This is a genomic window from uncultured Aquimarina sp. (assembly GCF_947492965.1).
Classification (GTDB): Bacteria; Bacteroidota; Bacteroidia; order Flavobacteriales; family Flavobacteriaceae; genus Aquimarina.
This window is the reverse complement of the sequence record NZ_CANLOZ010000002.1, coordinates 167,017-192,714: the sequence shown is the minus strand read 5'-3', so window position 1 is coordinate 192,714 and position 25,698 is coordinate 167,017. Positions and strand designations below refer to the sequence as shown.

Sequence of the window (25,698 nt, the reverse complement as noted above, 5' to 3'; positions counted from 1 at the left end):
CTCATATACTAATCCAGTTATCATATAATGGGTAGTCCAGTAATATTTCCTTTTAAAAGCAATATTAAATTAGATAGAAATTCTAATCGTCATTTATACCTACAACTGTGTGACCAGATGATTGGATTCATAAAATCTGGAAAATTAGCACCGTCGACAAAGCTTCCCGGGTCTCGTAAATTATCTGAAGATTTACAAATCCACAGAAAAACGGTTGTTGCTGCTTATGATGAATTGATGTCACAAGATTGGATAGAAAGTATCCCAGCTAAGGGAACCTTCGTAAGTAAGAACCTTCCGCTTATCAAACCTAAAGAATTTCAACATCTTCCTGATTCAAATACTCATAGCACCGTAGGTTTTGATTTTAAGAAAAGAGACCATCTATTCATAAAAGGAATTGAAGCTCTGCATGCTCCTCTAAAAGTAGATGAAGGAGTACCTGACCATCGGTTAGCTCCAATAGAAGACATTGCAAAAAATTATAGGAACATTGCTAACAAAATCCATCATAAAGAACTTTTGGGATATGGTGACACATATGGAAATCTAGATTTAAGAAAAGCCTTAGTTGCCTATCTCAATCAAAGCAGAGGTCTTAAAACAACTGTAGACAACATCTTAATCACTAGAGGCAGTCAAATGGGAATTTACCTTGCCAGTCAATTACTGCTTAATAATCAAAATACGATAATCACTGGGAACACAAATTATATGACAGCCGACAATACATTTATGGAAGCCAATGGTATTATAAAACGTGTTTCTGTAGATGAAAACGGTATCAATACTAGTGAGATTGCAAGTATATGCCAACAACAAAAGGTTAGCGCTGTATACGTAACATCCCATCATCACCATCCCACTACAGTAACGTTATCAGCAGAAAGACGCATGCATCTTTTGGATCTTGCTCAACAATATCATTTTGCTATTATAGAGGATGATTACGACTATGATTTTCATTACAGTAATGCTCCTATCCTACCGTTAGCTAGTAATGACACACAAGGAAATGTTATTTATATTGGTGGTTTTACAAAAATTATAGCTCCAGCACTCCGAATTGGTTATTTTATTGCTCCAAAAGAAGTAGTAGATGAAGCTGCAAGACTAAGACGCATATTAGATAGACAAGGTGATACTTTATTGGAACAAACACTTGCCAGAATGATTGTTAATGGCGATGTACAAAGACATAGTAATAAAGTAAGAAAGATATATAAAGAACGACGTGATCTATTTTGTAAATTACTTAGAGAAAAGCTAGATAACTATTTTGATTTCAAAGTTCCTAATGGTGGTATGGCTGTTTGGGTTCGACTTAAACAACCATATAATTGGGATATTGTTATGGCCGAAGCTCTAAAACTCAACGTTGCTTTTAATCCAGAATGGAGACGTTATGACAATGATAATTCTGGACATAATGGTATTAGAATTGGCTTTGCAGCATTGGATAAAGATGAAATAAGAACGGTTATTAACACTTTAGAAAAGGTGATGGAACGTATATAAAGAATTCACCTCTAAAAGAACTACTCCAAATCTTCAGCCAAAAAATCCTTAGCTATTTTCACACTTTCTTCTGGCTTTTCTTCCATGGGTAAATGACCAGTTTTCTTCATGATTACTAACTTAGAGTTTGGGATATCTTCATTAAACTTATAGGCAGAGTTCACAGAAATCCAACGATCATTTTCACCCCAAAGAATAAGTGTAGAGTTATTTATCTCTTTTAGTTTATGTGATGTATCTTTTCCTCTTGTCGTCGTAAGTCTATCCATAAAAGCTTGGCGATTACCTTCTCTTAATGCAAAATCATGATATTGCTCTACCAAAGTATCCGTTACCTTACTATCATCATAGTATACTTGTTCTAAGTTATTACGAATAATAGATTTTGGTGTAAAATAGAGAAATAATTTATTGATTACAGGAATACGCGCTAATCTGAAAACAGAAAAAATACTACCTTTCTTTTTTGTATTTTCTGTAGTTTGTTTCTTTGGTTTTGGTCTATTACCAGAAGCATCTAACAATAGTAATTTATCTACTCTTTCTGGATAATCCGATGTGAAATTCCAAGCTATACCTCCACCTAACGAATTACCTGCTAGATGAAATCTATCAAGTTTTAGATTGTTTACAAAATCGTATAAGAACTTTGTATAACTATTTATAGAATAATCTCCTCGCGTATGTGGACCTGTTAGCCCAAAAGCTGGTAAATCTATGCTTATCACGCGATAATTTGTTTTTAACTCATTTGCCCAACCTTCCCAAGTATGCAGCGATCCTCCGCTACCATGCAATAATATAATTGGAAAGCCAGATCCTTGATCTGTATAGTGGACATTCATTCCATCGATTTCCACAAACTTAGAATATGAATAGGTATATTTTTCTTTTAACTCTTCTACAGGAATATCAAAATCTGCTAGAAAGAATAATGATAAGAAGATCAAGGCAAGAAAAATAAGTAGCTTCCTATATCTTTTAAATTTTCTCATGGTTTTAAGAGTTTATGGACTACTTGAAAACAAGTTGGTATTTATGTAGTAATCCTTGTAAATTGGTTTTAGAAAAAATAGCTCCCTTAAGCTTATTTACTTCTGGGTCGATTGTGTAATTAAAGGCTGTGCTAAAATCGACTTTTTCAGCGTTGGTTTGTTCAAAAATAGTTTTGGTTAAATCACAATTATTGAACATTGAACCAGTAATATCAGATTCGGTAAAATCAGTTTCTAAAAGTTTGCAGTTGTTAAAACTTGTGTTTTTGAGTTCAAAAGCATAAAAAGAAGCATAATCTAATACACAACCATCAAAGCTCACAGAAAACATAAAAGGATTACAACTACTAAAGTTTACTCCTAACAGTTTACAATTTTTAAAAACACAATTATCTCTAAACGATGCTTCTTTAAGCATTACATTCGCAAAATTACAATCGGTAAAACTACATTCCATAAAAGTAATTACAGACATATTTGCTTCTGAAAAATTACAATTCACAAACTCGCAATTATCATACTCATTACCAGGTAATTTTTGCTTTGAGAAATCCTGAGCTATAAAGTTTTTCTCGATTCCTAACATATCATTCATATCAAAAAGTAAAATTTTTAAAAACTAATTCTTTTTGTAAACTATCATTTGATAGAAGTAAAATTAAGCATAAATCTTAACTAAGAAATTTATTATTGACTGATATGATAAAACTTTTACACCAATCCATATGGTTAAGATCTTATTAAGATAAAATTCGAATTAGATTAACTTTTAACAATGTACATTTGTTTAAAATCACGTAACAAGTAATTCCTTCTGTGAATAAAGTCAAAAAGCAAAAATATAAATGGATAAAAAGGATAGCTAAAATTTTAATAATTCTGGTAACTTTATTCGTGTTTATCATACTTTTTATTAGAAGTCCATGGGGACAGGAAATTATTGTAAATAAACTGATCTCCTATCTATCAAATGAGACCAAAACAACTATAAAACTTAGTAAAGCTTACGTTACTTTTTCTGGTAATATTTTATTAGAAGAGTTTTATATAGAAGATCAAAAACAAGACACGCTTCTTTATTCAAAAAAATTAGAAGCATCAATAGCTTTACTACCTCTTATTAGAGGAACAAGCTACCATTTAAAATCATTAGATTGGGATGGAGTAAAAGCTAATATAACCAGAAAAAAAGATACTAAATCTTATAACTTTGATTTTATATTAGAGCCATTTACGACCCAAACAGATACTACAAAAAAATCTTCTGATGTTCCAATAATCATTGGAGGCGTATCTCTTACCAATTTTGAGGTGTTGTTTTTAGACGAAACTGCAGGTATCGATAGTACTATAAAACTAGGCGAACTTTCTTTTGATATGGAAACCTTTGACCTATTAACCAAGAATTTCGGAATTAGAAGATTTTACTTTAGTGATTCAGATATTCGATTCAAACAAACAAAATTAACTACAACCAGTACTGACACAAAATCGAATAATACAGAGTTACCAAAGTTTAAAATAGATTATTTTTCTATTGATCAGGTAAATATATTTTATCAATCCGTTCCCGACAGTATTACCTTTTCATCAAATATTGGAAAACTGGATATTGACAATAGTTATATTAATCTTATAGATCAGGAATATAATATCAATGAATTTAAATTTGATGATTCTAAGATTTTATTGAAGTCACTAAGTAATTCAAAAAAAAATCAACCTCAAAAGGAGTCGCCTTTTCAATGGCCTGATTTAACATTGAATATAAACTTTATTTCGTTAGAAAATAATTCATTTTTGTTTCAAAACAAATCCACCTTTAGAAAAGAAAAACAATTTGATCCCAGCTATATTTCTTTACAATCCATTTTATTAAAAGCAGAGAATCTGAATATTGCTGAAGGAAAAGCTGGCGTAAAACTACAAAAAACTGCATTTACAGATCATAGTGGTTTTAAGTTAAAGCATCTTTCTTCTGTAATAACTATAGATGAGACCTCATCAACAAGGTTAGAAAAAGTCTATATGCAGACAAATGAAAGTAATATAAAAGGCAATTTTGACATACAATATAACTCTCTTTTTACATTAGTTAACTCTCCAGAGAAAGTAATATTTGATATAACTTTAGATACACTTAATTTAGGAATTAAAGATGCTTACTACTTTCAATCCAGTTTAGCTCAAAATAATTATATCGATTCATTAGCACAAAAAAGATTACTCGGATCTCTAACGTTAAAAGGGAAAATTTCAGATTTTCAAACTAGTATACCTAATTTATATTGGGGTAAGGACACAAGAATACAGTTAGAAGGTAACTTAAAAAATCTTCTAACCGAAAATCAAATACAGTTTGACTCTATTTCGTATAATTTTATTTCCACAAAACAGAACTTAAAAGCATTTATTAATGAATCTGATTATGGAATAAATCTTCCTTCAGAAATCGGTATAGAAGGTAATATATCAGGACATGTAAATGATTTAGACGGAAATACTTTGTTGAACTCTTCAATGGGATCTGTTCTTCTAAGCGGCAATTACAGTAATAAGGATCAGATTTCATTCAATGGAAATGTGTCTGTAGATAAATTTCAATTACAAAAATTATTGAATAACCAACAACTTGGCTCCATAACTTTAAATGCACAAATAAAAGGATCAGGATCCTCCCTAAATACGTTGAATGCAACCTTAGATTCTGATTTTAAAGAAATAACAATTAATGAATATAACTTCTCTGATTTTAAATTACGTGGCGAAATAGTTAACGGTAAAGGGAATGTTAATGCTAAGTTTAAAGATAGAAATTTAAATTTCCTTTTAAATACAAATTTAGTTTTAGATTCTATTTCACCTAAGGTAAATGGTTTTTTGAATATTGCAGGTGCCGATCTGAATGGTTTAGGTATTATCACCAATGATATTATAAAAACACAATGTAAAATATCTTTCGATTACACAGGAAACTCTCAGGATTTTAGGTTACACTCTAAAATCACAGATGCTTTGGTAGTAAAGAACAATGAACCTTATCAAATAGCTGATATAAAATTTGATGCTTTAAGTAATTCTAATACATCCGAAGTATTGATAGGTAGTGAATTTTTAGATGCAAATATCTTAGCTAATACCCGAGCTGATCAAATAGTACATTCAATACAAAATAGACTAAAAACATATATTTCTGAAAATAAAATAAAAGATACTATTCAAAAATCGGCTGAGATCACAATGGATTTGGTTGTACGAGAAAAACCTATCTTAAGTAATATTTTATTACCAGGTATTAAAGAATTAGATTCTATCACTGCCAATCTTTACTTTAGTGAAGACAAGGAAAAATTAATTGTTAATTTAGATGCACCGTCTATTAATTACAACAATAGTAGTATAGATAGCCTTAGTCTGAATATAGATGCCGATAAGAAGGATGTAAAATTCTCTTTAGGCTGGAAAAGTATAGTATCAGACCCAATCCAAATCAATAAAACTGCTTTTGAGGGAGTTTTAAAAGATCAAACTTTACTTTTGGATTTTAGCACCGATAACGAAACTGAAAGGATTGCTTCTGTTAAGTCTGAACTACGACTAAAAAAAGACACACTTTATTATCATATCGACCCTAAATCTATTGTTTTTGATAAAAATCCATGGTCTATTTCCTCAAATAACCAAATTACCATAGCTGAAAATTATATAGATTTTAAAGATTTTGAAATAAAACAAAATCAACAACAATTGATTATTAGTTCAGATGACTCTCAAATTGACAAAAAGCATGTAGGTATTTCTTTTTACAATTTCAATGCATCTACATTTACTTCCATCCTAAGCGATGATGAAATTCTCGCTAATGGTATTATAGATGGTAAAATTATTTTTGAAAACCCTTTTGAACAAATTGGTCTTATTGCAGACCTAAATGTTCAAGAATTAAAAGTAAAAGGAATTACTTTAGGAGACCTTACACTAGACGCTACATCTAAAAGCTTTCAAAATTATGATCTGAGCTTATTATTAAATGGAGAAAATGTAAAATTAAACCTCAATGGAGATTATCAGACTAAAGAAAATGAGTCGGAAATAAATTTTGATCTCAACCTAGAAAAATTACAAGTTCAGGTATTGGAAAAGTTTATGGACCAGCAAATCTCAGAGACTAAAGGTATCATTAGTGGTAGTACAAAAATTAAAGGAACTACTTTAAACCCTATTTATAAAGGCACTTTTCATTTTGAAAACACAAGTATGATAGTCAATTCTCTGAATACACGATTTACTTTACCAGAAGAAAATATAAGTATTACAAATACAGATATAACCTTAAACAATTTCACCATTGCAGATGAAAATTTAAATACTTTTTCTTTAGACGGTAAAATAAGTACGAAAGACTTGAATAATCCAGATTTTAACCTTTCACTAAACACGAAAAACTTTCAGATACTAAATGCTACAAGAGAAAACAATGATCTCTTCTTTGGAAATGTAAAAATAACAGCCGATTTAGATATAGAAGGAAATTTAGATATTCCTAAAATCAAAGGTGATTTAGCCATCGATGAAGATTCCAATTTTACTTTAATAGTTCCTGAATCAGAGCTTGAAATTAAAGAACGTGAAGGTATCGTTGTATTTGTAAATCGGAAAAATCCTGATGCTATTATAACTCGAGTTGAAGAAGATCGATATGCTAATACATTATTAAAGGGATATGACATCAACACTAAATTAAAAATTGATAAAGGTTCTGTTTTTAAGATTGTTATTGACGAACGTAGTAAAGATAATTTTCAGATCTCGGGTGAAGGAGAACTTAAATTTGGAATGGAACCAAACGGTAGAACTACGCTAACCGGAAGGTATGATATTACTGATGGACACTATGAAGTAAGTCTTTATAATATAGTAAAAAGAAGATTTCAAATTGCTCCAGGAGGTTCTATAACCTGGTTAGGAGACCCATTAGATGCTAAACTTGATGTTACCGCTATTTATAATGTAGAAACTTCTGCAGCTTCTCTGATGGCGGCAAAAACATCTGGAGAATCTTCTGGCATTACAAATCAGTTTCGTCAAAAACTACCATTTCTAGTATATCTAAACGTAGATGGTCAGCTTTTGGAACCAGAAATTTCTTTCCAACTAGACATGCCTGAGGACGAACAAGGTAGTTTAGGAGGAGAAGTATATGGACAGGTACAACAACTTAACAGTCAAGAAGAAGAACTTAATAAACAAGTCTTTTCTCTTTTAGTGTTAAATAGATTTTTTCCAGATGCTGGTAGTGATGGAAGTAATGGTGGTGCCGTTTCCATAGCTAGAGATAATGTAAACAAAGTACTATCTGGCCAGCTCAATAGCTTCTCGGATAAACTAATTGGAGATACTGGAGTCGAATTAGATTTTGGTCTAAACAGCTATACTGATTATCAAGGTAATGCTGCACAAAACAGAACACAACTAGAAATTAATGCGCAAAAAAGACTATTCAACGATCGATTAATCGTACAAGTAGGAAGTGATGTTGATATTGAAGGAAGTAGTCAAAACTCAGCAGAAACAACACCAGTAATAGGCAATGTTAGCCTGGAATATCTATTAACGAAAAATGGAAGATATCGGCTTAAAGGATTTAGAAAAAATGAATTTGAAAGTGTTATTGATGGACAATTGATTGTAACGGGTATTGCGTTTATTTTTAATCGAGAGTTTAATGAATTTAAAGAGTTATTTTCCAAATCCATTAAAGAAGAACTAAAAAAACAAAAATCAAAAGAAAATTAGACTTGAAAAAGAGATATTTATTATTCATCAGTATTATAGTTCTTCTGTCTTCTTGCGGTGTGAAACGTTTTATACCTAATAATGAAAAACTATATACGGGCGCTTCCTTGTCTTTACAATCAGATTCCAAGATCAAAAATCTTAACATAATTGAAAAGGAAATAGAATCTGTTATAAGACCTGAACCCAACTCAAAAATGCTAGGAATTAAACTTGGTTTATATGCGCATTATAAAAACCAAAAAGATAATCCTGGATTCATTAATAAATTTTTGTACAAGAATTTTGGTGAAGAACCTGTATACCTTTCTGATATAGATAGATCACGCATCGAAGAATTAATCAATAATCGCCTAGAGAATAGAGGTTTTTTTAGAAATCGAATAAACTCTGAAATTACAACAGATAGTTCCTACGCATCCGTTACATACAATGTAGTAGTAAATCAACCTTATATTTTAAAAAATTACAGATTAGATTCTATTCCCTTTCCAATCTCAAAAGAGATAAAAGACATTTTTTCCAAAAGCCCAATAAAAAAGGGGGATCGTTTTGACCTAGCGCTTTTTGAGTTAGAAAGAGAACGAATTGATAAGACTCTTAAAGCTAGAGGATATTATAACTTTAATTCAGATTTTTTGATTTTTGAAGCGGATACCAATCAATATAAAACCAAACATTACGATTTGTTCCTGAGATTAAAGAAAAATGTTCCCGAAAAATCTTTAATCCCTTACCGCATTAGTAATATTAATGTATATCCAAACTATACAATCCATACAGATAGTAATTCAAAAGATACTATTCAATTTTCAAATATCAATTTTATAGAAAATAGAGATTTTTTCAAACCAAAGTATTTAAAACCCTATATACTCTTCGAAAAAAATCAATTTTATAATCCTTCAGTTTCCAAAAGAACAAGTAACAGGCTATCTTCTATAGGAACATATAAGTTTGTAAATATTGAATATGATGTGCTTACCACAGGAAAACAAGGAAAAGAAGAAGGAAATCTTAGAGCAAATATTTATTTGTCACCACTTAATAAAAGAGCAATAAGAGCAGAGCTACAAGCTTTATCGAAATCTAACAATTTTACTGGTCCAAGCTTACTCGTCACATATGCTAACAGAAATCTCTTCAGAGGAGGAGAAACTTTGAATATAACCGCTTCCCTTGGATATGAAACTCAATTATCTGGAGGAGAAAATAGTGGTCTAAGCAGTACACAAATAGGTTTGAAATCTGATTTGGTATTTCCCAGATTATTATTCCCCATTAAAATTGTAGATCGTTTTCAATATGCGGTTCCAAAAACGATACTTAGTGCTGGTTTCGAATATCTTAACAGAAGTAAGCTATACAGTTTAAACTCCTTTAATACCACATTTGGTTATAGCTGGAATGCCAATCGTTTTGTTAATCATGAACTAAATCCAATTAGTCTCAATTATGTAAACTTATCTAATACTACCGAAGAGTTTGAACAAATACTTGAAGAAAATCAGTTTTTAAAGACGAGCTTTAATCAACAATTCATTGCTGGACTCACCTATTCTTTTACCTATAATGAGTTAAATGATTCATCGATTAGCAATCCTTTTTTCTTCAACTTCAATTTTGATATTGCGGGTAATACCGTGAGCCTTTTTGATAGCAGTGATGAAGAAAATATCAATACATTTTTAGGATTAGAATACGCTCAATACGTTAAAGCTGATATTGATTTTAGATATCATTTTAGCATTGGAAACAATCAAAAGTTGGTAACTCGATTATTTGGAGGTTGGGGTTTAGCTTATGGTAATTCTGAAACTCTTCCTTTTTCTAAGCAATATTTTTCTGGAGGTGCGTTTAGCGTTAGAGCGTTTAGAATTCGATCTATCGGACCTGGAACATATACGCCTGATGATGATGATACGGGTTCTTTCTTTGATAGATCAGGGGACATTCGCTTAGAAGCAAATCTAGAATATAGATTTCCAATAATCCCTTATTTAAAAGGAGCGGTTTTTGTTGATGCTGGTAATGTTTGGTTAACAAATGAAAATGATTCATTACCAGGAGGAGAATTTTCTTCTAATTTCCTTAGTGAACTAGGAATAGGTACTGGTATAGGCCTAAGAATTGATATTCAGAATTTTGTAATCCGATTTGATTTAGCAGCTCCAATATTAGACCCTGCTGATGTCGAAAATAAAATTGATTTTAATGTCTCTAACTCTATATTAAATTTTGCTATTGGATATCCTTTTTAATTAATTCTCCAAGGTGGATTTTTACGATTGTCTCCTGCAAAATACAAAATGATTTGGTTACCGTCGGGATCTTTAAGTCGTGCTTCTTTCCATAACCAGCTTTGTTCTGTAGGCAATAGATCAAATGTTATTCCTTCTTTTTGCAAACGAGCTACTTCTTCTTCTAATTTTTCGGTTTCAAAATACACGTAGACACCTTCTCCTTTAGGCAATTCTTCTACCTGATGTATTGAAAAGGTACCATCTCCGTTTTTACATTCAAAACGAGCATAATGTGGTAATGCTTTTACTATTAAATGTAATCCAAGTAACTCATAGAACCTTATCGATTGTTCTACGTTTATTGATGGAACTGTTACTTGATTTAAATTCATTGTTGGTTATATGTAAAACATTATAATTTTCTTCTTTTCCTTTCTTTAGATAATAAATCCAATTCTCTTGTAGTCTGCCCAGCTACTGATGTATTTTCTTCTGCTCTACGAATTAGATATGGCATTACATCTTTTACTGGACCAAAAGGTAAATATTTAGCAACGTTATACCCTTCTGCAGCCAAATTAAAACTAATATGGTCGCTCATTCCGAATAACTGACCTAACCAAACTCTTGGATCATTCTTAGCTATACCTTGTTGCTCCATAAGCTCAATTGCTTTATAACTACTTTCTTCGTTATGCGTTCCTATAAATACAGAAATATCTCCTAGATTATTTAGAATATAGGTTAACGTATTATTAAAGTTAATGTCTGTAGCTTCTTTACTTTCGCAAATTGGTGTAGGATATCCTTTTTCTGCTGCACGATCGTTTTCCTTTTCCATATAAGCACCTCGAACGATTTTCATTCCGATTTTATATCCATACACTCTTGCTTCTTCGTGTAACTTTTTTAGATAATCTAATCGATCATGCCTATATAGCTGTAATGTATTATAAACGATTGCTTTTTCTTTGTTGTACTTACGCATCATTTTAGCTACTAATTCATCAGCTGCGTCCTGCATCCAGCTTTCTTCTCCATCGATCAATAATGGAACATCGCAATCATATGCCTTTTTACAAACGATATCAAAACGCTCTTCTATCCTATCCCATTCTTTCTGTTCTTCTGCTGTTAATGGCGTTCCTTCTGTCTTTTTTTGCCAGATTAAAAATCGTCCAAATCCTGTAGGTTTAAAAACCCCAAAAGGAATTGCATCTTTTTGATCTACAAAGTCAAGAATTTCCAAAGTCTTATTTAACACATGATCAAACTGTTCCTCTTCTTCTTTTCCCTCTACAGAATAATCTAATACTGATGACACTTTACCTTTAGCATACATTTTTTCGATCACTGGCATACAATCTTCTTCGTCTACTCCACCACAAAAATGATCAAAAACCGTTGCACGAATTAATCCTTGTACGGGTAAATGTGCTTTTAATGCGAAATTTGTAACCGCTGTTCCTATTCTAACTAATGGTTCATTAGCGATCATTTTAAAGAGAAAATAAGCTCTCTCTAGTTCAGAATCACTTTTTAAGACAAAAGCAGTCTCAGTATTATCAAACAAAGTACGTTTTTCCATTAACTATCAATTTTAATAATTCATAACAATCGAGGTAAATTCTACCAAATCATGATCGTATTATCATTTCTTACCCTATTGTTTTAAGATATCTGCAAATATAGAACTTGGAAGTTTATTTTATTACAATTTCTGCTTAATTTCACAGCCTCAAAAAACACCTTTTATGAAGCCCATAGTTTCTAAAGATTCTATTGTATATTTTAACGAAGAATGCTACACTGCGCTTAACTCCTATTTAGAAAAGGCAAATCATTCCAAAATATTTATTTTAGTAGACAGCAATACCTATCAAAACTGTTATGCTCATTTTATGAGTAAAATTAAAGGTTCTTACGAAATTGAGGTATTGGAAATAGAGCCAGGGGAAATTCATAAGAATATAGAAACCTGCAGTAGCATTTGGAATGTATTAGCAGAATATGGAGCCGACAGAAAAAGTTTATTGATTAACCTTGGTGGTGGTGTGGTAACAGATTTAGGTGGTTTTATTGCTTGCACCTATAAAAGAGGAATTAATTATATCAATGTTCCCACTTCTCTACTAGCAATGGTAGATGCTTCTGTTGGTGGAAAAACGGGTGTAGATTTAGGTAATCTTAAAAACATGGTAGGTGTTATTAGCGAATCGGAAATGGTATTAGTTGATACTACTTATCTAGAAACATTACCTACCAATCAGATGTGTAGTGGTTTTGCAGAAATGTTGAAACATGGACTCATACAAGACAGAGCTTATTGGGAGAAAATGACCGACCTATCTAAACTAACCTTAGAAGATCTAGATCAATTAATTTATGACTCCGTAGTCATTAAGAATAACATCGTTTTTAAAGATCCTACAGAACAAAATATCCGAAAGTATCTCAACTTTGGGCATACACTTGGACATGCAATTGAATCCTTTTACCTCACACATCCAGAAAAGCCAACTTTATTACATGGAGAAGCAATAGCTATTGGAATGATTTTAGAAGGATTTATTTCTGCAGCTTTACTATCGGTATCAGAGCAAGAACTTACGCAAATAAGTCAAGTGATTTTAGCTACCTTTCCAAAAGTATCCATAGATCCAAATGATCGCCAAGCTATTATGGAATTATTAGTACATGATAAAAAGAACGAAAAAGGAAACATCTATTTTGTATTACTTAATACCATCGGAGATGCTAAATACAATTGTATTGTATCTGACGATCTGATTATTGATGCTTTTGACTATTATGATTCGCTTTAATTTCGGTTGGTTTTAATATCTTTAAGGTCTAACAAAAGCTTAATCACTTGAAGAAACGACTCTTTAAACTCCTTAAAATATTCTTTATCAGCATAACAGTCATTGTTATATTTCTAATTGCTGTACTCTACTTTTCTTTACATAAGAAAATGCCAGAAGGTAGGTCTGGAACAGAAGCTGATAATTTTGCTTTACAAATACAAGTAGCGGTACATCATAACCAATTTGTAAATACAGATTATATCCAATGGTCTTTTAGAAATCAGAACCATTATATCTGGAACAAAAAATCTGGGAAAGTAAAAGTAAACTGGGATACTTATGAGGCCAATCTAGATCTTCAGAATTCTAAAAATAGTAGTATTACTAAAAATGGAAATATCCTGGAAGGCGAAGAAAGTCAAAAAATGATTAGTAAAGCACTTGCTTATTTTAATAATGATTCCTTTTGGGTAGTCGCTCCTCATAAATTGTTTGATGAAGGAGTAACCAGAAAAATTGTAACCCTAGAAGATGGTGAAAAAGGTTTGTTAGTGACGTATAGTTCTGGTGGTACAACACCTGGAGACTCATACCTATGGAAAGTTGACAAAAATTATCTTCCTACTTCTTATCAAATGTGGGTTACTATTATACCTATTGGAGGAATTGAAGCTACCTGGGAGAATTGGACTACTACAGAAAGTGGCGCCTATTTAGCTCAGTATCATAAGACTTTAGGCATTGGAATTCCCATAAGTAATTTAAGAGCATGGAATGAATAAATAAAAATGCATAACCATTCTTCTATTAAATTACTCTTAAAACAACTCTTTATCGCAAAAGAAATTTGAGCAATTATTTTATATCTTTACTACTAATTCTATCAAGAAAATGAATAAACTTTTCTCTGTTTGCGAGGAAAAAGTATATAATGATTTATATAAAAATCACGCCGAAAGTCTTCGAAACCATCTCTATTTCAAGTTTGGAGACTTAAATCAAGCTCAGGACATAGTACAAGAAGCATTTATTATCTTATGGTCTAAATGTAAAACAGTAATATTTGAAAAAGCAGTTAACTTCTTATACACCGTTTCTAAAAATTTGTACATAGATCAACTAAGGTCTAAAAAAGTGGCTCTTAAGTTTGAAAAAAGTGTGACTAAACAAAATCATGATAATGAAGATCCTTATTTTCATTTAAGAACCAAAGAATTCAAACAAAAAATAGAAGAGACCATTTCTGCATTGCCAGAAAAACAAAGAGAAGCTTTTTTACTAAATAGAATTGAAAAACTTACGTTTAAACAAATAGCAGAACGGTTAAATATAAGTCAAACTGCCGTAGAAAAACGTATTGCAAAAGCACTCATCACGATTAAAGAGATAACAGAATTACAAAAACATAACATCTAATTAGGTTGGGTAAAATCGTATTGTAAACGTATACAAAGTAATTCTAACATAAAATACTTATACAGTGAATAATAAATTTACTCGAAACAATTTGATATCACGCTGGTTAGACAACCGATTGAATGAGGACGAAAAAAAACAATTGGAATCGTCTGGCGAGTTAGATGAATTAAAGGTAGTCATTGATGAAATTGATACCTGGCAAGTACCTAAACTAGATGTAGAAGCCGGATTAAAAGATCTTAATAATCGCAAAAAAACCGTTTCTAACACACAAGTAAAATCAATACATAAAAACAATTATGGTTGGATGAAGATAGCTGCAAGTATTGCTATCTTGATGACTATTAGCTATTTATCATGGAATTACTTTATGAATCAAACGACTACAATCACTACTTTAGTCGCTGAAAATAAAACAGTTGAACTTCCTTGTGGTACGATAGTAAAAGTTGACGCATTATCTAAAGTATCATTTAAGGAGAATGATTGGGAAAACAAGAGAACTATTTTCCTGGATGGTCAAGCATTTTTCGATGTTACTAAAGGAAAACCTTTTACCGTAGTCACCGATTTAGGAAAAATTGATGTTTTAGGAACACAATTTAATGTAAAAGTAGCTCCAGATACATTTGAAGTTAGCTGTTATGAAGGAAAGGTGAATGTAGAATATGGTGATAAAGATCAAAAAATACTAACAAAAGGACAGTCTGTAATAGCAGAAAAAAATATATTAGTTAGTAATTCTCATAATTCTACCACACCAGACTGGATTAATAATGTTAGTAAATTTAATAAAGATACCTTATCAGCAATAACGAAAGAGCTAGAAAAGTACTATGATATCAAAATAGAATTGCCAAAAAAATATGAAAATCTAGAATTTACAGGGACACTAACTCATAAAGACTTAAATACAGCTTTAAATACACTATTCTCATCTATGGAAATAAAATATCGTATAGATAATAATAGGATTATTGTAGAATAAATTATGGATAATAAGTATGTTTCATATTACCATATTTTACTTTTACTCTTACTCCTTCTATTTAGTTCTACTGGTATTGCTCAGAATACTAGTTTTATTAAGTTTTCAGATAAACTCGAAGAATTGGAGAAAAAATTTGATATCGATTTCTCCTACAATCATACTACCTTTAAAAATATATTCTTAAGAAGAAACATTAGCTGCGACACTATACAGGATTGTATTAAAATCATAGAGCAACAAGCTCGAGTTACATTTAAAAAAAATAACAGCAATGACTATATAATATTACCTATTCGAAAGAGTATTAACTTTCGAGTTATTGATGATACATCTAATTCAACTATTTCTACATTAGAATATCAAATCAATGATCATCCAACAGATTATATATTTAGCACCGATGAAACATTTACATTGCGAAATGTATTCCTTTTAGATTCTATAAGTATTCATTTATATTCTTTTAATAGTGTAAAATTAAAAGCAGAAGATCTGTTAAACACTCCCGTTTTAAAACTGTCTAAAAAGCAATTTCAATTAGATGAGATTGTTTTAAACAGCTACGTAACCAAGGGAATAGATTCTAGAATAAGTGATCATAGCATACAAATTAATACCCAATCCCTTGGTTTATTAGCTGGTGAAACCGATGGAGATATTTTTAATGTAATCAATAATATTCCAGGAATTCACTCTCCTAGTGGAAAACCAGGAAACCTTAATTTTAGAGGTAATACTTTTGATCAAAACTTGGTACAGATAGATGATATTCCTATTTATCATTCAGGCCATTTTTTAGGTGCTATTTCTCCTTATAATACTTCTGTCGTAACTGATGTAGAAATTCAAAGAAATTCCTTACCAGTAAAATGGGGAGGTCGTGTTGGTGGTCTAATTAATATGACTACCTACGACAAAATACCAAAAGAGAACCGTTATGAAATTTCTATCAACTCAATATTAGCAGGAGCTACTCTAAAGACTAAGCTTATTGATGAGAAATTAGGGCTTATCGTATCAGGAAGAAGCAGCTATCCAAATTTTAACACACCAAAACTAGAAGCTATTTCTATCTTAAGTTTCCAAGGAAGTAGACTGGAATCAGTAGCAGATGAAGTAAATAGTTCTTCTAATTTTGATATCGGTTTTTATGATCTAAATGCCAAATTAAACTATGACATAAATGATCGAAATGCGATTACATTAAGCTTTATAAATATTCAAAATGATCTATCAGCTCAGGTAAGAAACCAAAATGAAGATGACGAAGTTGATTTTAGAGAGCTCGAGCTAGATAACTGGGGATTTACTGCAAAATGGCAATCACAATTATCTAAAAAACTAAAAACAGAACTAAGATTTAGCAAATCAAATTTTGATCTTAATAGCATGAGCGAGGGTTTCGTGCAAAACACAAGATCTGATGTAGAAAGGTTTGATAATACGGTATCAGACACACGTGTAATCACAGAAATAACATATGATTATAATGATCATTTATCTTTCGAATCTGGGTATACCCTAACAGAGCATCGTCTAACCAGTAAAGAGTTTGGACAACAAAGCAATATTGATTCTGAAAGACGGCAATCTGCAATTGTTCATTCTAATTACATCTCTTTTCAAAAAAAATGGAACGAACGATTAATCATTAATTTCGGGCTTCATAATAATTATTATTCACCTCTTCGTAATTTATATGTAAACCCTAGATTTTCGGCTAGTTATTTGGTTAATGATCAGATATATTTAAAAACTTCGGTTGGTAGTTCTAATCAATTTATTCAAAAAAAGTTCACCAATGATTTCGATGATTTCAATACTACAAATCAACTTTGGTTCTTACCCAATGATGAGATAAGACCTTTAAAAGGTACCCAAACGATGATTGGTGGTATATTCGATTCTTCTAAATGGTTGATAGATTTAGAACTGTATCATAAGAAAACAAATGATATTTCTCAGAAATCTGATGACCAATTGGGAAGTATCATCAGTTTTGGAACAAATCTTTTTATTAAGAAAAAATGGCGTAGAATAGAAGCTTTCATCAATTATTCTTTGAGTAAAACTGAAACGAACTTTCAAGAGACATCCGATGCATTCTTTGATCAACGTCACATCATAAGCTTAACTGGTTTAATAAATCTAGAAAAATGGAAATTCGCGCTTTCATGGGGGTATTTTTCAGGTTTACCAGCTATCTTTCCGAATGAATCAAATTCTGGTAATATAGAATTCTCTAATCGTTTTCCAGGATTACATCAACTAGATTTTTCAACTTCTTATACTTTTTATAATACTTCTAAAAGCTTTAAAACGGTAATTGGTTTATCTATACTAAATGTATATGGACAAGATAATATTGTAAACGCTTTTCAAAATCAAGATGATAATAGTCTAAGAAAAGCAAGTAGATTCTCTCCAAATTTACAAATAAACCTATTTTTTTAACAAAATTATATACTTGAAAATCAATTTGTTAATCACCTAAAATAAAAATTATTATCATTTTTTTAAATTATGTGGTTGGGTAAAAACAAGTATCACTCGTATTCATAATAAACAAGCAAAAAGGTTTATGAAAAATAAGCCAAATTAGAATTATTAACTAAAACTTGAAAAAACATAAATGATACTATTTTTTAGTGCTTTTTACTTTATTTACGGCCGAAAAAAGAAAGTAATTTAATAGTATCGACAAGTATCTGATAAAGATTTTATCAAGTTTTTCTTAACCTCAAAAAATTATGAAGAAAATAAATTTAAAGTGGATTATCATTATAGCAATTAACATATTATTATTTCAATCTTGTGCCACAGATGATGATGCTATTTTTGATGATCCTGATACGGATATCGATTTAACTAATGAAACTGCTAATCTAATAGTTGAATGGAGTAATCTATGGGTAACTATAGATCAATATACGCAAAGCATGAGACCAAACACCATTACTAGAGCCTTGGCATACATTCATTTAACAGGTTATGAAACTGCAGTTCCTTTTATGGATGATTATACGTCTAATGAAGATAGATTTAATAACCTGAATATAAATCTAAATGCATTAGAAGATGACGTAGATATTGATTTAGCTTTAAATACTGCATATGCATTGGTTATTGATCATTTTATGTTTAGCCTGGAATCTGGAGTTAGACAGAGAATATCTTCTTTTCAGGAAGAAAAAGAAGCTGAACTTACTGAAGGACTTTCTGCTTCAGAGATAGAAAATTCAGAAAATTGGGGTAGACATGTGGCACAGCGAGTTATAAGTTATAGTCAAACCGATCAAGAAGGAGAAGAACAAGCTGCAAACCCAACTCCTAGTGATTATATAGCTCCTGTAGGTGTTGGTTTATGGGCTGCTAATGAAAACGAAGATGCTTGGTTTCCGTATTGGAGAGAAGTCAGAACTTTTGCTATATCCCCAGAGGAAACTAGCAGCGAAGATTTTTCTACAGTCTTACAATACAGTAGAAATGAATCTAGCGAATATTATGAACAAATGCATGAGGTTTATGAAGTAGCAACGGCAGCTGCCAATGGAAACGATGAAGATTTATGGATTGCTGAGTTTTGGGCAGATGATGTAGAAGGTCTGATGATTAGTCCTCCAGGAAGACAATTTTCTATTGCCAATCAATTAATTGAACAACATGACTTGGGATATGAAAGAACATTGGAACTGTTACTAAAACTTGGTTTTGCGCTGAATGATGCAGCTGTTTCTGCTTGGGATGACAAATACACTTATAATATCGAGCGCCCTAGTAATTATATTTTAGAATATATAAATGAAGATTTTACAACCAATTTATCAAGATTTATAGAAGAAGCTAACCCAGCTTTTCCAAGTTATCCTTCTGGTCATGCTACGTTTGCAGGTGCTGGAGCTGGAGTATTTATCGGATTCTTTGGTACGGATAATATCAGTTTTACAGATAGAACCTATGAAGGATTTGATTACGTAATAGAGTTTAATGGTACACCAAGAAGTTTTACTTCCTTTACTGAAATGGCAAGAGAAAATGCATACTCTCGCGTTCCTTTAGGTGTACATATAGAACAAGATGCTATCGAAGGTTTACGCTTAGGTAGAGAGATCGCAGATGCTGTAAATGATCTTGATCTTCAAAACTAAAATAAATCTGTAAAAAAGTCCAACCGAAACAGGTTGGGCTTTTATACTCTAGTGTTGTTAAACCTTTAAAATATAAGAGAAACGTAAAACTTAAATAGTAATAGTAATAATAACACTGAAATAATATTTAGGATCACTCCTACTTTTACCATTTCGGATACTTTTACATAACCACTGGCAAACACAATCGCGTTGGGAGGTGTAGCCATTGGTAACATAAATGCGCAACTGGATGCCATCGTTACTGGAATCAACAAATGAAGCATTGAAATTTTTAATCCTAAAGCGATTCCTGCCACTACAGGAACAAAAATTGATACCAACGCTACGTTACTCATCAACTCCGTCATAAAAAGCATAAATACAATTAGCAGCAAAGCAACTATCAAAAGACTTAATCCTTTATTAGCAGCAATATTATCGGCTACTAATTCTATAAGACCAGCATGTGACAAACCACTAGCAAGTGCTAAACCACCACCAAATAAAATAAGAATGCCCCAAGGAAGCTTTTGCGTATCTTTCCAATCAAGTGTAAATTCTCCTTTATTTAGTTTAAAAGGAATTACGAATAATGCAAATGCTCCCATCATACTAATTCCGGTATCCGACAAATTCAAACCAGGAAAGAAATTATTGATTGTAGTTCTAGTAATCCACAAAAAAATAACAACACTAAAAATAGTAAGTACCCTTCGCTCAATTTTTGTGATTTTTCCAAGTTTCTTTAATTCTTCGTCAATTACATTTCTTGAAGCTGTAAAACCAGAAATTCGATTGGGATAAATCCATTTTACAATCACAAAATAAATAACTCCAATCATCATCACTGAAAAAGGAAATGCCAATAACATCCAGTTCAGAAACGAAATTTCAATCTGATATTCTGTCTCTAAAAATCCTACTAAAACGGAATTTGGTGGCGTTCCAATAATGGTTGCTACTCCTCCAACATTAGCAGAGAAGGCAATTCCTAGCATAATACTTAATGCAAAGTTTCGATCGTTTTTAGTAAACCCATCTTCATCATTGATCAAAAGCTGAATTACAGAAAGTGCAATGGGTAACATCACTACTGTGCACGCAGTATTACTTATCCACATACTCAAAAAAGCTGTAGCGATCATAAATCCGAGAATAACACGATTTGGACTGGTACCAGTAATCTTTATAATTGATAACGCAATTCGTTTATGAAGATTCACTTTTTCTAAAGCCAAGGCCATCACAAAACCTCCAAAAAATAAAAAAACGATATGACTTCCATAACTTTGAGATACTGTTTTAATATCTAAAATTCCAACCAATGGAAATAGAACTAAAGGAATCAAAGCCGTTACAGATATAGAAACAGCTTCCGTAATCCACCAAATAATCATCCATACCGCCACTGAAATTACCTTGTCTGCAATTTCAGAAACCATAACAAAAGGTAGGTTTACCAAAACCAAAAACAATAGTGGTCCTGCAAATAAACCTACCTTTTTAATTAGTGGATATACTGTCATTTACTTTTTACTGCTACCAACAAATTGTTGAGATTTATTTTTAAAAAGCACGTTAAATGTAGTTAGACTACCATACATTCTTGTGATATACTGTTGTAAATCAATTTTATCCTGATCATCAATCGCTTTAGAACTGTTAATCTTTTGTTCCATTACACGAATGCGATCTCGTACCATCACAATTTTATGAAAGAATGTATCGATTGGAATTTCTTTAGAAGCAAGATTTGTATCTGCTGGTTCTAATATTATTTTCCCACCTTTCCATTTATCAGCTATTGGTACTATCTCAGAAATATCGCTATATCTTTTTAATAATTCTCGGAATGTTCTTTCTACTTCATAAAAACTAATCGTATCTACTTCATCTTCTACACCATCGATGACTTCAAAATCTTCATCCACATCAATAGTTTCTAATCCATTTTCAATAAAAGTTACCCAATACATTTTTGAGGTTACATTAGTAACAACACCCAATCCATAAGTAGGATGTTTAATTCTGGAGCCTATTCCTAATATCATATAATTTATGTTTTAAGCTAAAATATAAAAAGTATCAAAATTTAGTTCTGTCTTTATTTAGAAATTATAACAGCTATTTAACAATTGTAAAAGCTTACCCAATTTTACTAACACAACACAAATAACTACATTTGCAATCTTGGTTAAATTTTTATGGCAGTATCAGAGGAAAATATTGAAGTTTTAGGAGCTAGAGTTCATAATTTAAAAAATATCGATGTCACCATACCTAGAGAAAAGTTGGTAGTAATTACTGGGCTTTCTGGATCTGGTAAGTCGTCTTTAGCGTTTGATACTATTTATGCCGAAGGGCAACGACGATATATAGAAACGTTTTCCGCTTATGCCCGTCAGTTTCTTGGTAGCCTGGAAAGGCCTGATGTAGATAAAATCGATGGACTTTCTCCTGTAATTGCCATTGAACAAAAAACCACTAGTAAGAGCCCAAGAAGTACTGTGGGTACTATCACCGAGATTTATGATTTTTTGAGACTTCTATTTGCTCGAGGAAGTGATGCTTATAGTTACAATACTGGTGAGAAGATGGTCAGTTATAGTGATGAGCAGATCAAAGATCTTATCCTTAAAGACTTTGAAGGAAAAAAAATTAATATTCTCGCCCCTGTTATTAGGTCTAGAAAAGGACATTATCGCGAACTCTTTGAACAAATAGCTAAACAAGGTTTTGTAAAAGTTCGTACCGATGGAGAAATCAAAGATATCACCAAAGGTATGAAGCTAGATCGATACAAAACCCATGACATCGAAATCGTAATTGATCGTTTAGCCGTTACCAACGACGTGGACAATTCTAAACGCTTGATGGAAACTATTAATACTGCGATGTATCACGGAGATGATGTCTTAATGGTGATTGAGCAAGGTTCTGATGAAGCTCGTTTCTTTAGTAGAAGTTTAATGTGTCCTTCTAGTGGAATTTCATATCCGAATCCAGAACCCAATAATTTCTCTTTTAATTCGCCTAAAGGTGCTTGTCCGAAATGTAACGGTATTGGAAATCTGTATGAAGTAAATATCAAAAAAATAATTCCTGATGATACTAAATCCATTAAAAATGGAGGTTTAGTACCTCAAGGACCACAAAAAAATAATTGGATATTTAAGCAGTTAGAACTAATTGCTCAACGTTTTGGGTTTAAGTTGAGTGACCCTATAAAAGATATTCCAGAAGAAGCGATGCAGATCATTTTGTATGGTGGAAAGGAAAAGTTTAGCGTAGATAGCAAAACACTGGGTGTCACTAGAGAATACAAAATTGATTTTGAAGGTATTGCTACGTTCATAGAAAACACTTACAACAATAACGATTCTACTTCTTTAAGAAGATGGGCTAAAGATTTTATGGATAATATCGAATGTCCAGAATGTAATGGGTCTAGATTAAGAAAAGAATCTTTATACTTCAAAGTTGAAGGAAAAAGTATTGCGGATCTTGCTACCATGGATATTAGCGAACTTGCAGAATGGTTTCAAAAACTTCCTAAAAAATTAAGCGAAAAGCAACTACAAATTTCCGGTGAGATTTTAAAAGAGATCAATGCACGTTTACAATTTTTACTAGATGTAGGATTAACATACTTGTCGCTTAACAGAAGTAGTAAATCACTTTCTGGTGGAGAGGCACAACGTATTCGCTTAGCCACACAGATAGGATCTCAATTGGTTGGGGTTCTATACATTTTGGATGAACCGAGTATCGGATTACATCAACGAGATAATGAAAAGCTAATCAATTCACTTGTTCAACTAAGAGATATTGGTAACTCTGTTATTGTAGTTGAACACGACAAAGATATGATAGAGCGTGCCGATCATGTTATCGATATTGGACCACGAGCAGGAAAACATGGTGGTGAAATAATTAGTGAAGGTAATCCTAATAGCCTTAAAAACCACACGACATTAACCGCAGACTATCTAAGTGGTAAAAAGCAAATCAAAGTTCCTGCTAAACGAAGAAAAGGAAATGGTAAAAAGATTTCGTTAAAGGGCGCAACAGGAAATAATCTTAAAAATGTTTCTATTGATATTCCATTAGGAAAAATGATTGCTGTTACTGGTGTATCAGGTAGTGGTAAATCTACACTTATCAATGAAACCCTATACCCTATTTTAAATGCTTACTATTTTAATGGGGTTAAAAAACCAATGCCATACAAGAAAATTACAGGCTTAGAACATGCAGACAAGGTAATTGATATTAATCAATCACCAATCGGAAGAACTCCACGCTCCAACCCTGCTACATATACTGGTGTGTTTTCGGAAATTCGAAGTTTATTTGCTAAGACGCCAGAAGCTATGATTCGTGGTTACAAACCAGGGCGATTTAGTTTTAATGTTGCTGGAGGAAGATGTGAAACCTGCAAAGGTGGTGGCTTGCGAGTTATTGAAATGAATTTCTTGCCTGATGTTTATGTAGAATGCGAAACGTGTCAGGGAAAAAGATTCAATAGAGAAACATTAGAAATACGATATAAAGGTAAATCGATTTCTGATGTATTGGAAATGACGATTAATGAAGCTTGTGATTTTTTTGAACATATTCCGAAAATTTTCAGAAAACTCAAAACCATTAGAAGTGTGGGGTTGGGATACATAACGCTTGGGCAACAATCTACGACATTATCTGGTGGTGAAGCACAGCGAATCAAACTTGCTACAGAATTATCTAAAAGAGATACCGGAAATACATTTTATATTCTAGATGAACCTACAACAGGTCTTCATTTTGAAGATATTAGAGTTTTAATGGAAGTATTAAACGAATTAGTCGACAAAGGTAATACTGTTCTTATCATTGAACACAATCTAGATGTGGTTAAAATGGCTGATTACATTATCGATATTGGCTATGAAGGAGGCAAAAATGGTGGTCAGGTAATTGCAAAAGGAACACCGGAAGAAGTGATAAAGAATAAAAAAAGCTATACTGCTAAGTTTCTAAAGAAAGAACTGGAGCAGGCATAATAACAAATAAAACAACAACCAATCATAAGGATATTTGCGAAAAGCATTTCCTATAAATTACAAAATATGAGAAAAGAACAACGTCATAAAGGATGGAATGAAATAAAAACAAATGACTCATGGGCGATTTTTAAGATCATGGGAGAATTTGTAAATGGTTTTGAAAAAATGAGTAAAATTGGTCCTTGTGTATCCATTTTTGGATCCGCAAGAACTAAGACTGATAATAAATATTACCAATTGGCTGTAGATGTAGCTCAGAAAATAGTTGAACATGGTTATGGAGTTATTACAGGTGGTGGACCTGGAATCATGGAAGCAGGTAATAAAGGTGCTCATTTAGGAGGTGGAACCTCTGTAGGACTAAATATTGATTTGCCATTCGAGCAACATGACAATCCATATATCGATAGTGATAAAAGTTTAGACTTTGATTACTTCTTTGTTCGTAAAGTAATGTTTGTAAAATATTCACAAGGTTTTGTAGTAATGCCAGGTGGATTCGGAACATTAGATGAACTTTTCGAAGCGATCACGCTAATTCAGACTAAAAAAATAGCAGTTTTCCCGATCATATTAGTAGGTTCTGAGTTTTGGGGAGGATTAATGGATTGGATAAAAGCTACGCTATTGGATAAATTCGGAAATATTAGTCCTGGAGATCTAGACTTAATTCATGTTGTAGATACTCCAGATGAAGTATTAGATATTTTAGATAAGTTCTATGCGCAATATAATTTAAGTCCGAACTTCTAAA

At 31.9% G+C, this 25,698-nt stretch carries 17 protein-coding genes; 11 read left to right on the top strand and 6 right to left on the bottom strand.

What is annotated here, in order from left to right; all coding sequences use genetic code 11:
* Positions 1–27: 27 nt before the first annotated feature.
* Complete coding sequence (locus Q1B37_RS05140) at positions 28–1,518, top strand: PLP-dependent aminotransferase family protein (protein ID WP_299896233.1); 1,491 nt, start codon at positions 28–30, stop codon at positions 1,516–1,518.
* Between the two features lie 20 nt (positions 1,519–1,538).
* Here Q1B37_RS05140 and Q1B37_RS05135 read toward each other — a convergent pair whose 3' ends face one another.
* Both Q1B37_RS05135 and Q1B37_RS05130 read right to left on the bottom strand, forming a co-directional pair.
* The gene (locus tag Q1B37_RS05135) at positions 1,539–2,513 is read right to left on the bottom strand and encodes an alpha/beta hydrolase (RefSeq protein WP_299896230.1); all 975 of its coding nucleotides are present in this window, start codon (positions 2,511–2,513) and stop codon (positions 1,539–1,541) included.
* A 19-nt stretch (positions 2,514–2,532) separates the two neighbouring features.
* Complete coding sequence (locus Q1B37_RS05130) at positions 2,533–3,108, bottom strand: pentapeptide repeat-containing protein (RefSeq protein ID WP_299896226.1); 576 nt, start codon at positions 3,106–3,108, stop codon at positions 2,533–2,535.
* A gap of 221 nt (positions 3,109–3,329) precedes the next feature.
* Here Q1B37_RS05130 and Q1B37_RS05125 point away from each other — a divergent pair, with 221 nt between their 5' ends.
* Complete coding sequence (locus Q1B37_RS05125; RefSeq protein ID WP_299896222.1) at positions 3,330–8,309, top strand: translocation/assembly module TamB domain-containing protein; 4,980 nt, start codon at positions 3,330–3,332, stop codon at positions 8,307–8,309.
* 2 nt (positions 8,310–8,311) lie between these two features.
* Positions 8,312–10,570, top strand: a complete 2,259-nt coding sequence (locus Q1B37_RS05120; RefSeq protein WP_299896219.1) for a BamA/TamA family outer membrane protein — start codon at positions 8,312–8,314, stop codon at positions 10,568–10,570.
* Here the strand turns inward: Q1B37_RS05120 and Q1B37_RS05115 are convergent.
* Together Q1B37_RS05115 and Q1B37_RS05110 are read right to left on the bottom strand one after the other, a co-directional pair.
* The gene (locus Q1B37_RS05115) at positions 10,567–10,944 is read right to left on the bottom strand and encodes a VOC family protein (RefSeq protein WP_299896216.1); all 378 of its coding nucleotides are present in this window, start codon (positions 10,942–10,944) and stop codon (positions 10,567–10,569) included. The two genes, Q1B37_RS05120 and Q1B37_RS05115, sit on opposite strands and share 4 nt — an antisense overlap.
* Before the next feature lie 20 nt (positions 10,945–10,964).
* Positions 10,965–12,140, bottom strand: coding sequence for a proline dehydrogenase family protein (locus Q1B37_RS05110; RefSeq protein WP_299896214.1), 1,176 nt, complete (start codon positions 12,138–12,140; stop codon positions 10,965–10,967).
* 166 nt (positions 12,141–12,306) lie between these two features.
* Here Q1B37_RS05110 and aroB point away from each other — a divergent pair, with 166 nt between their 5' ends.
* From aroB to Q1B37_RS05080, 6 genes are all read left to right on the top strand, one after another.
* Entirely contained in the window at positions 12,307–13,377 is a 1,071-nt protein-coding gene (gene aroB, locus Q1B37_RS05105; RefSeq protein WP_299896212.1) for a 3-dehydroquinate synthase, read from the top strand.
* A gap of 149 nt (positions 13,378–13,526) precedes the next feature.
* Entirely contained in the window at positions 13,527–14,141 is a 615-nt protein-coding gene (locus Q1B37_RS05100) for a hypothetical protein (protein WP_299896209.1), read from the top strand.
* A 109-nt stretch (positions 14,142–14,250) separates the two neighbouring features.
* Complete coding sequence (locus Q1B37_RS05095) at positions 14,251–14,775, top strand: sigma-70 family RNA polymerase sigma factor (RefSeq protein WP_299896207.1); 525 nt, start codon at positions 14,251–14,253, stop codon at positions 14,773–14,775.
* A 64-nt stretch (positions 14,776–14,839) separates the two neighbouring features.
* Entirely contained in the window at positions 14,840–15,766 is a 927-nt protein-coding gene (locus tag Q1B37_RS05090; RefSeq protein WP_299896204.1) for a FecR family protein, read from the top strand.
* A gap of 3 nt (positions 15,767–15,769) precedes the next feature.
* The gene (locus tag Q1B37_RS05085; RefSeq protein WP_299896202.1) at positions 15,770–18,223 is read left to right on the top strand and encodes a TonB-dependent receptor; all 2,454 of its coding nucleotides are present in this window, start codon (positions 15,770–15,772) and stop codon (positions 18,221–18,223) included.
* A gap of 296 nt (positions 18,224–18,519) precedes the next feature.
* The gene (locus tag Q1B37_RS05080) at positions 18,520–19,917 is read left to right on the top strand and encodes a vanadium-dependent haloperoxidase (RefSeq protein ID WP_299896200.1); all 1,398 of its coding nucleotides are present in this window, start codon (positions 18,520–18,522) and stop codon (positions 19,915–19,917) included.
* A 65-nt stretch (positions 19,918–19,982) separates the two neighbouring features.
* On the opposite strand, the gene Q1B37_RS05075 is transcribed toward Q1B37_RS05080, so the two are convergent.
* Both Q1B37_RS05075 and Q1B37_RS05070 read right to left on the bottom strand, forming a co-directional pair.
* On the bottom strand, positions 19,983–21,425 hold the full coding sequence (locus tag Q1B37_RS05075; RefSeq protein WP_299896198.1) for a DASS family sodium-coupled anion symporter: 1,443 nt from the start codon (positions 21,423–21,425) through the stop codon (positions 19,983–19,985).
* Positions 21,426–21,950, bottom strand: a complete 525-nt coding sequence (locus Q1B37_RS05070) for a hypothetical protein (RefSeq protein ID WP_299601916.1) — start codon at positions 21,948–21,950, stop codon at positions 21,426–21,428.
* A 153-nt stretch (positions 21,951–22,103) separates the two neighbouring features.
* Here Q1B37_RS05070 and uvrA point away from each other — a divergent pair, with 153 nt between their 5' ends.
* Positions 22,104–24,941: an excinuclease ABC subunit UvrA gene (gene uvrA, locus Q1B37_RS05065; RefSeq protein ID WP_299896195.1), complete on the top strand. Its 2,838-nt coding sequence runs from the start codon at positions 22,104–22,106 to the stop codon at positions 24,939–24,941.
* Between the two features lie 66 nt (positions 24,942–25,007).
* Positions 25,008–25,697 carry a TIGR00730 family Rossman fold protein gene (locus Q1B37_RS05060; protein ID WP_299601922.1) on the top strand — a complete coding sequence of 230 codons (690 nt, stop codon included), beginning with the start codon at positions 25,008–25,010 and terminating at the stop codon, positions 25,695–25,697.
* Position 25,698 lies beyond the last annotated feature (1 nt).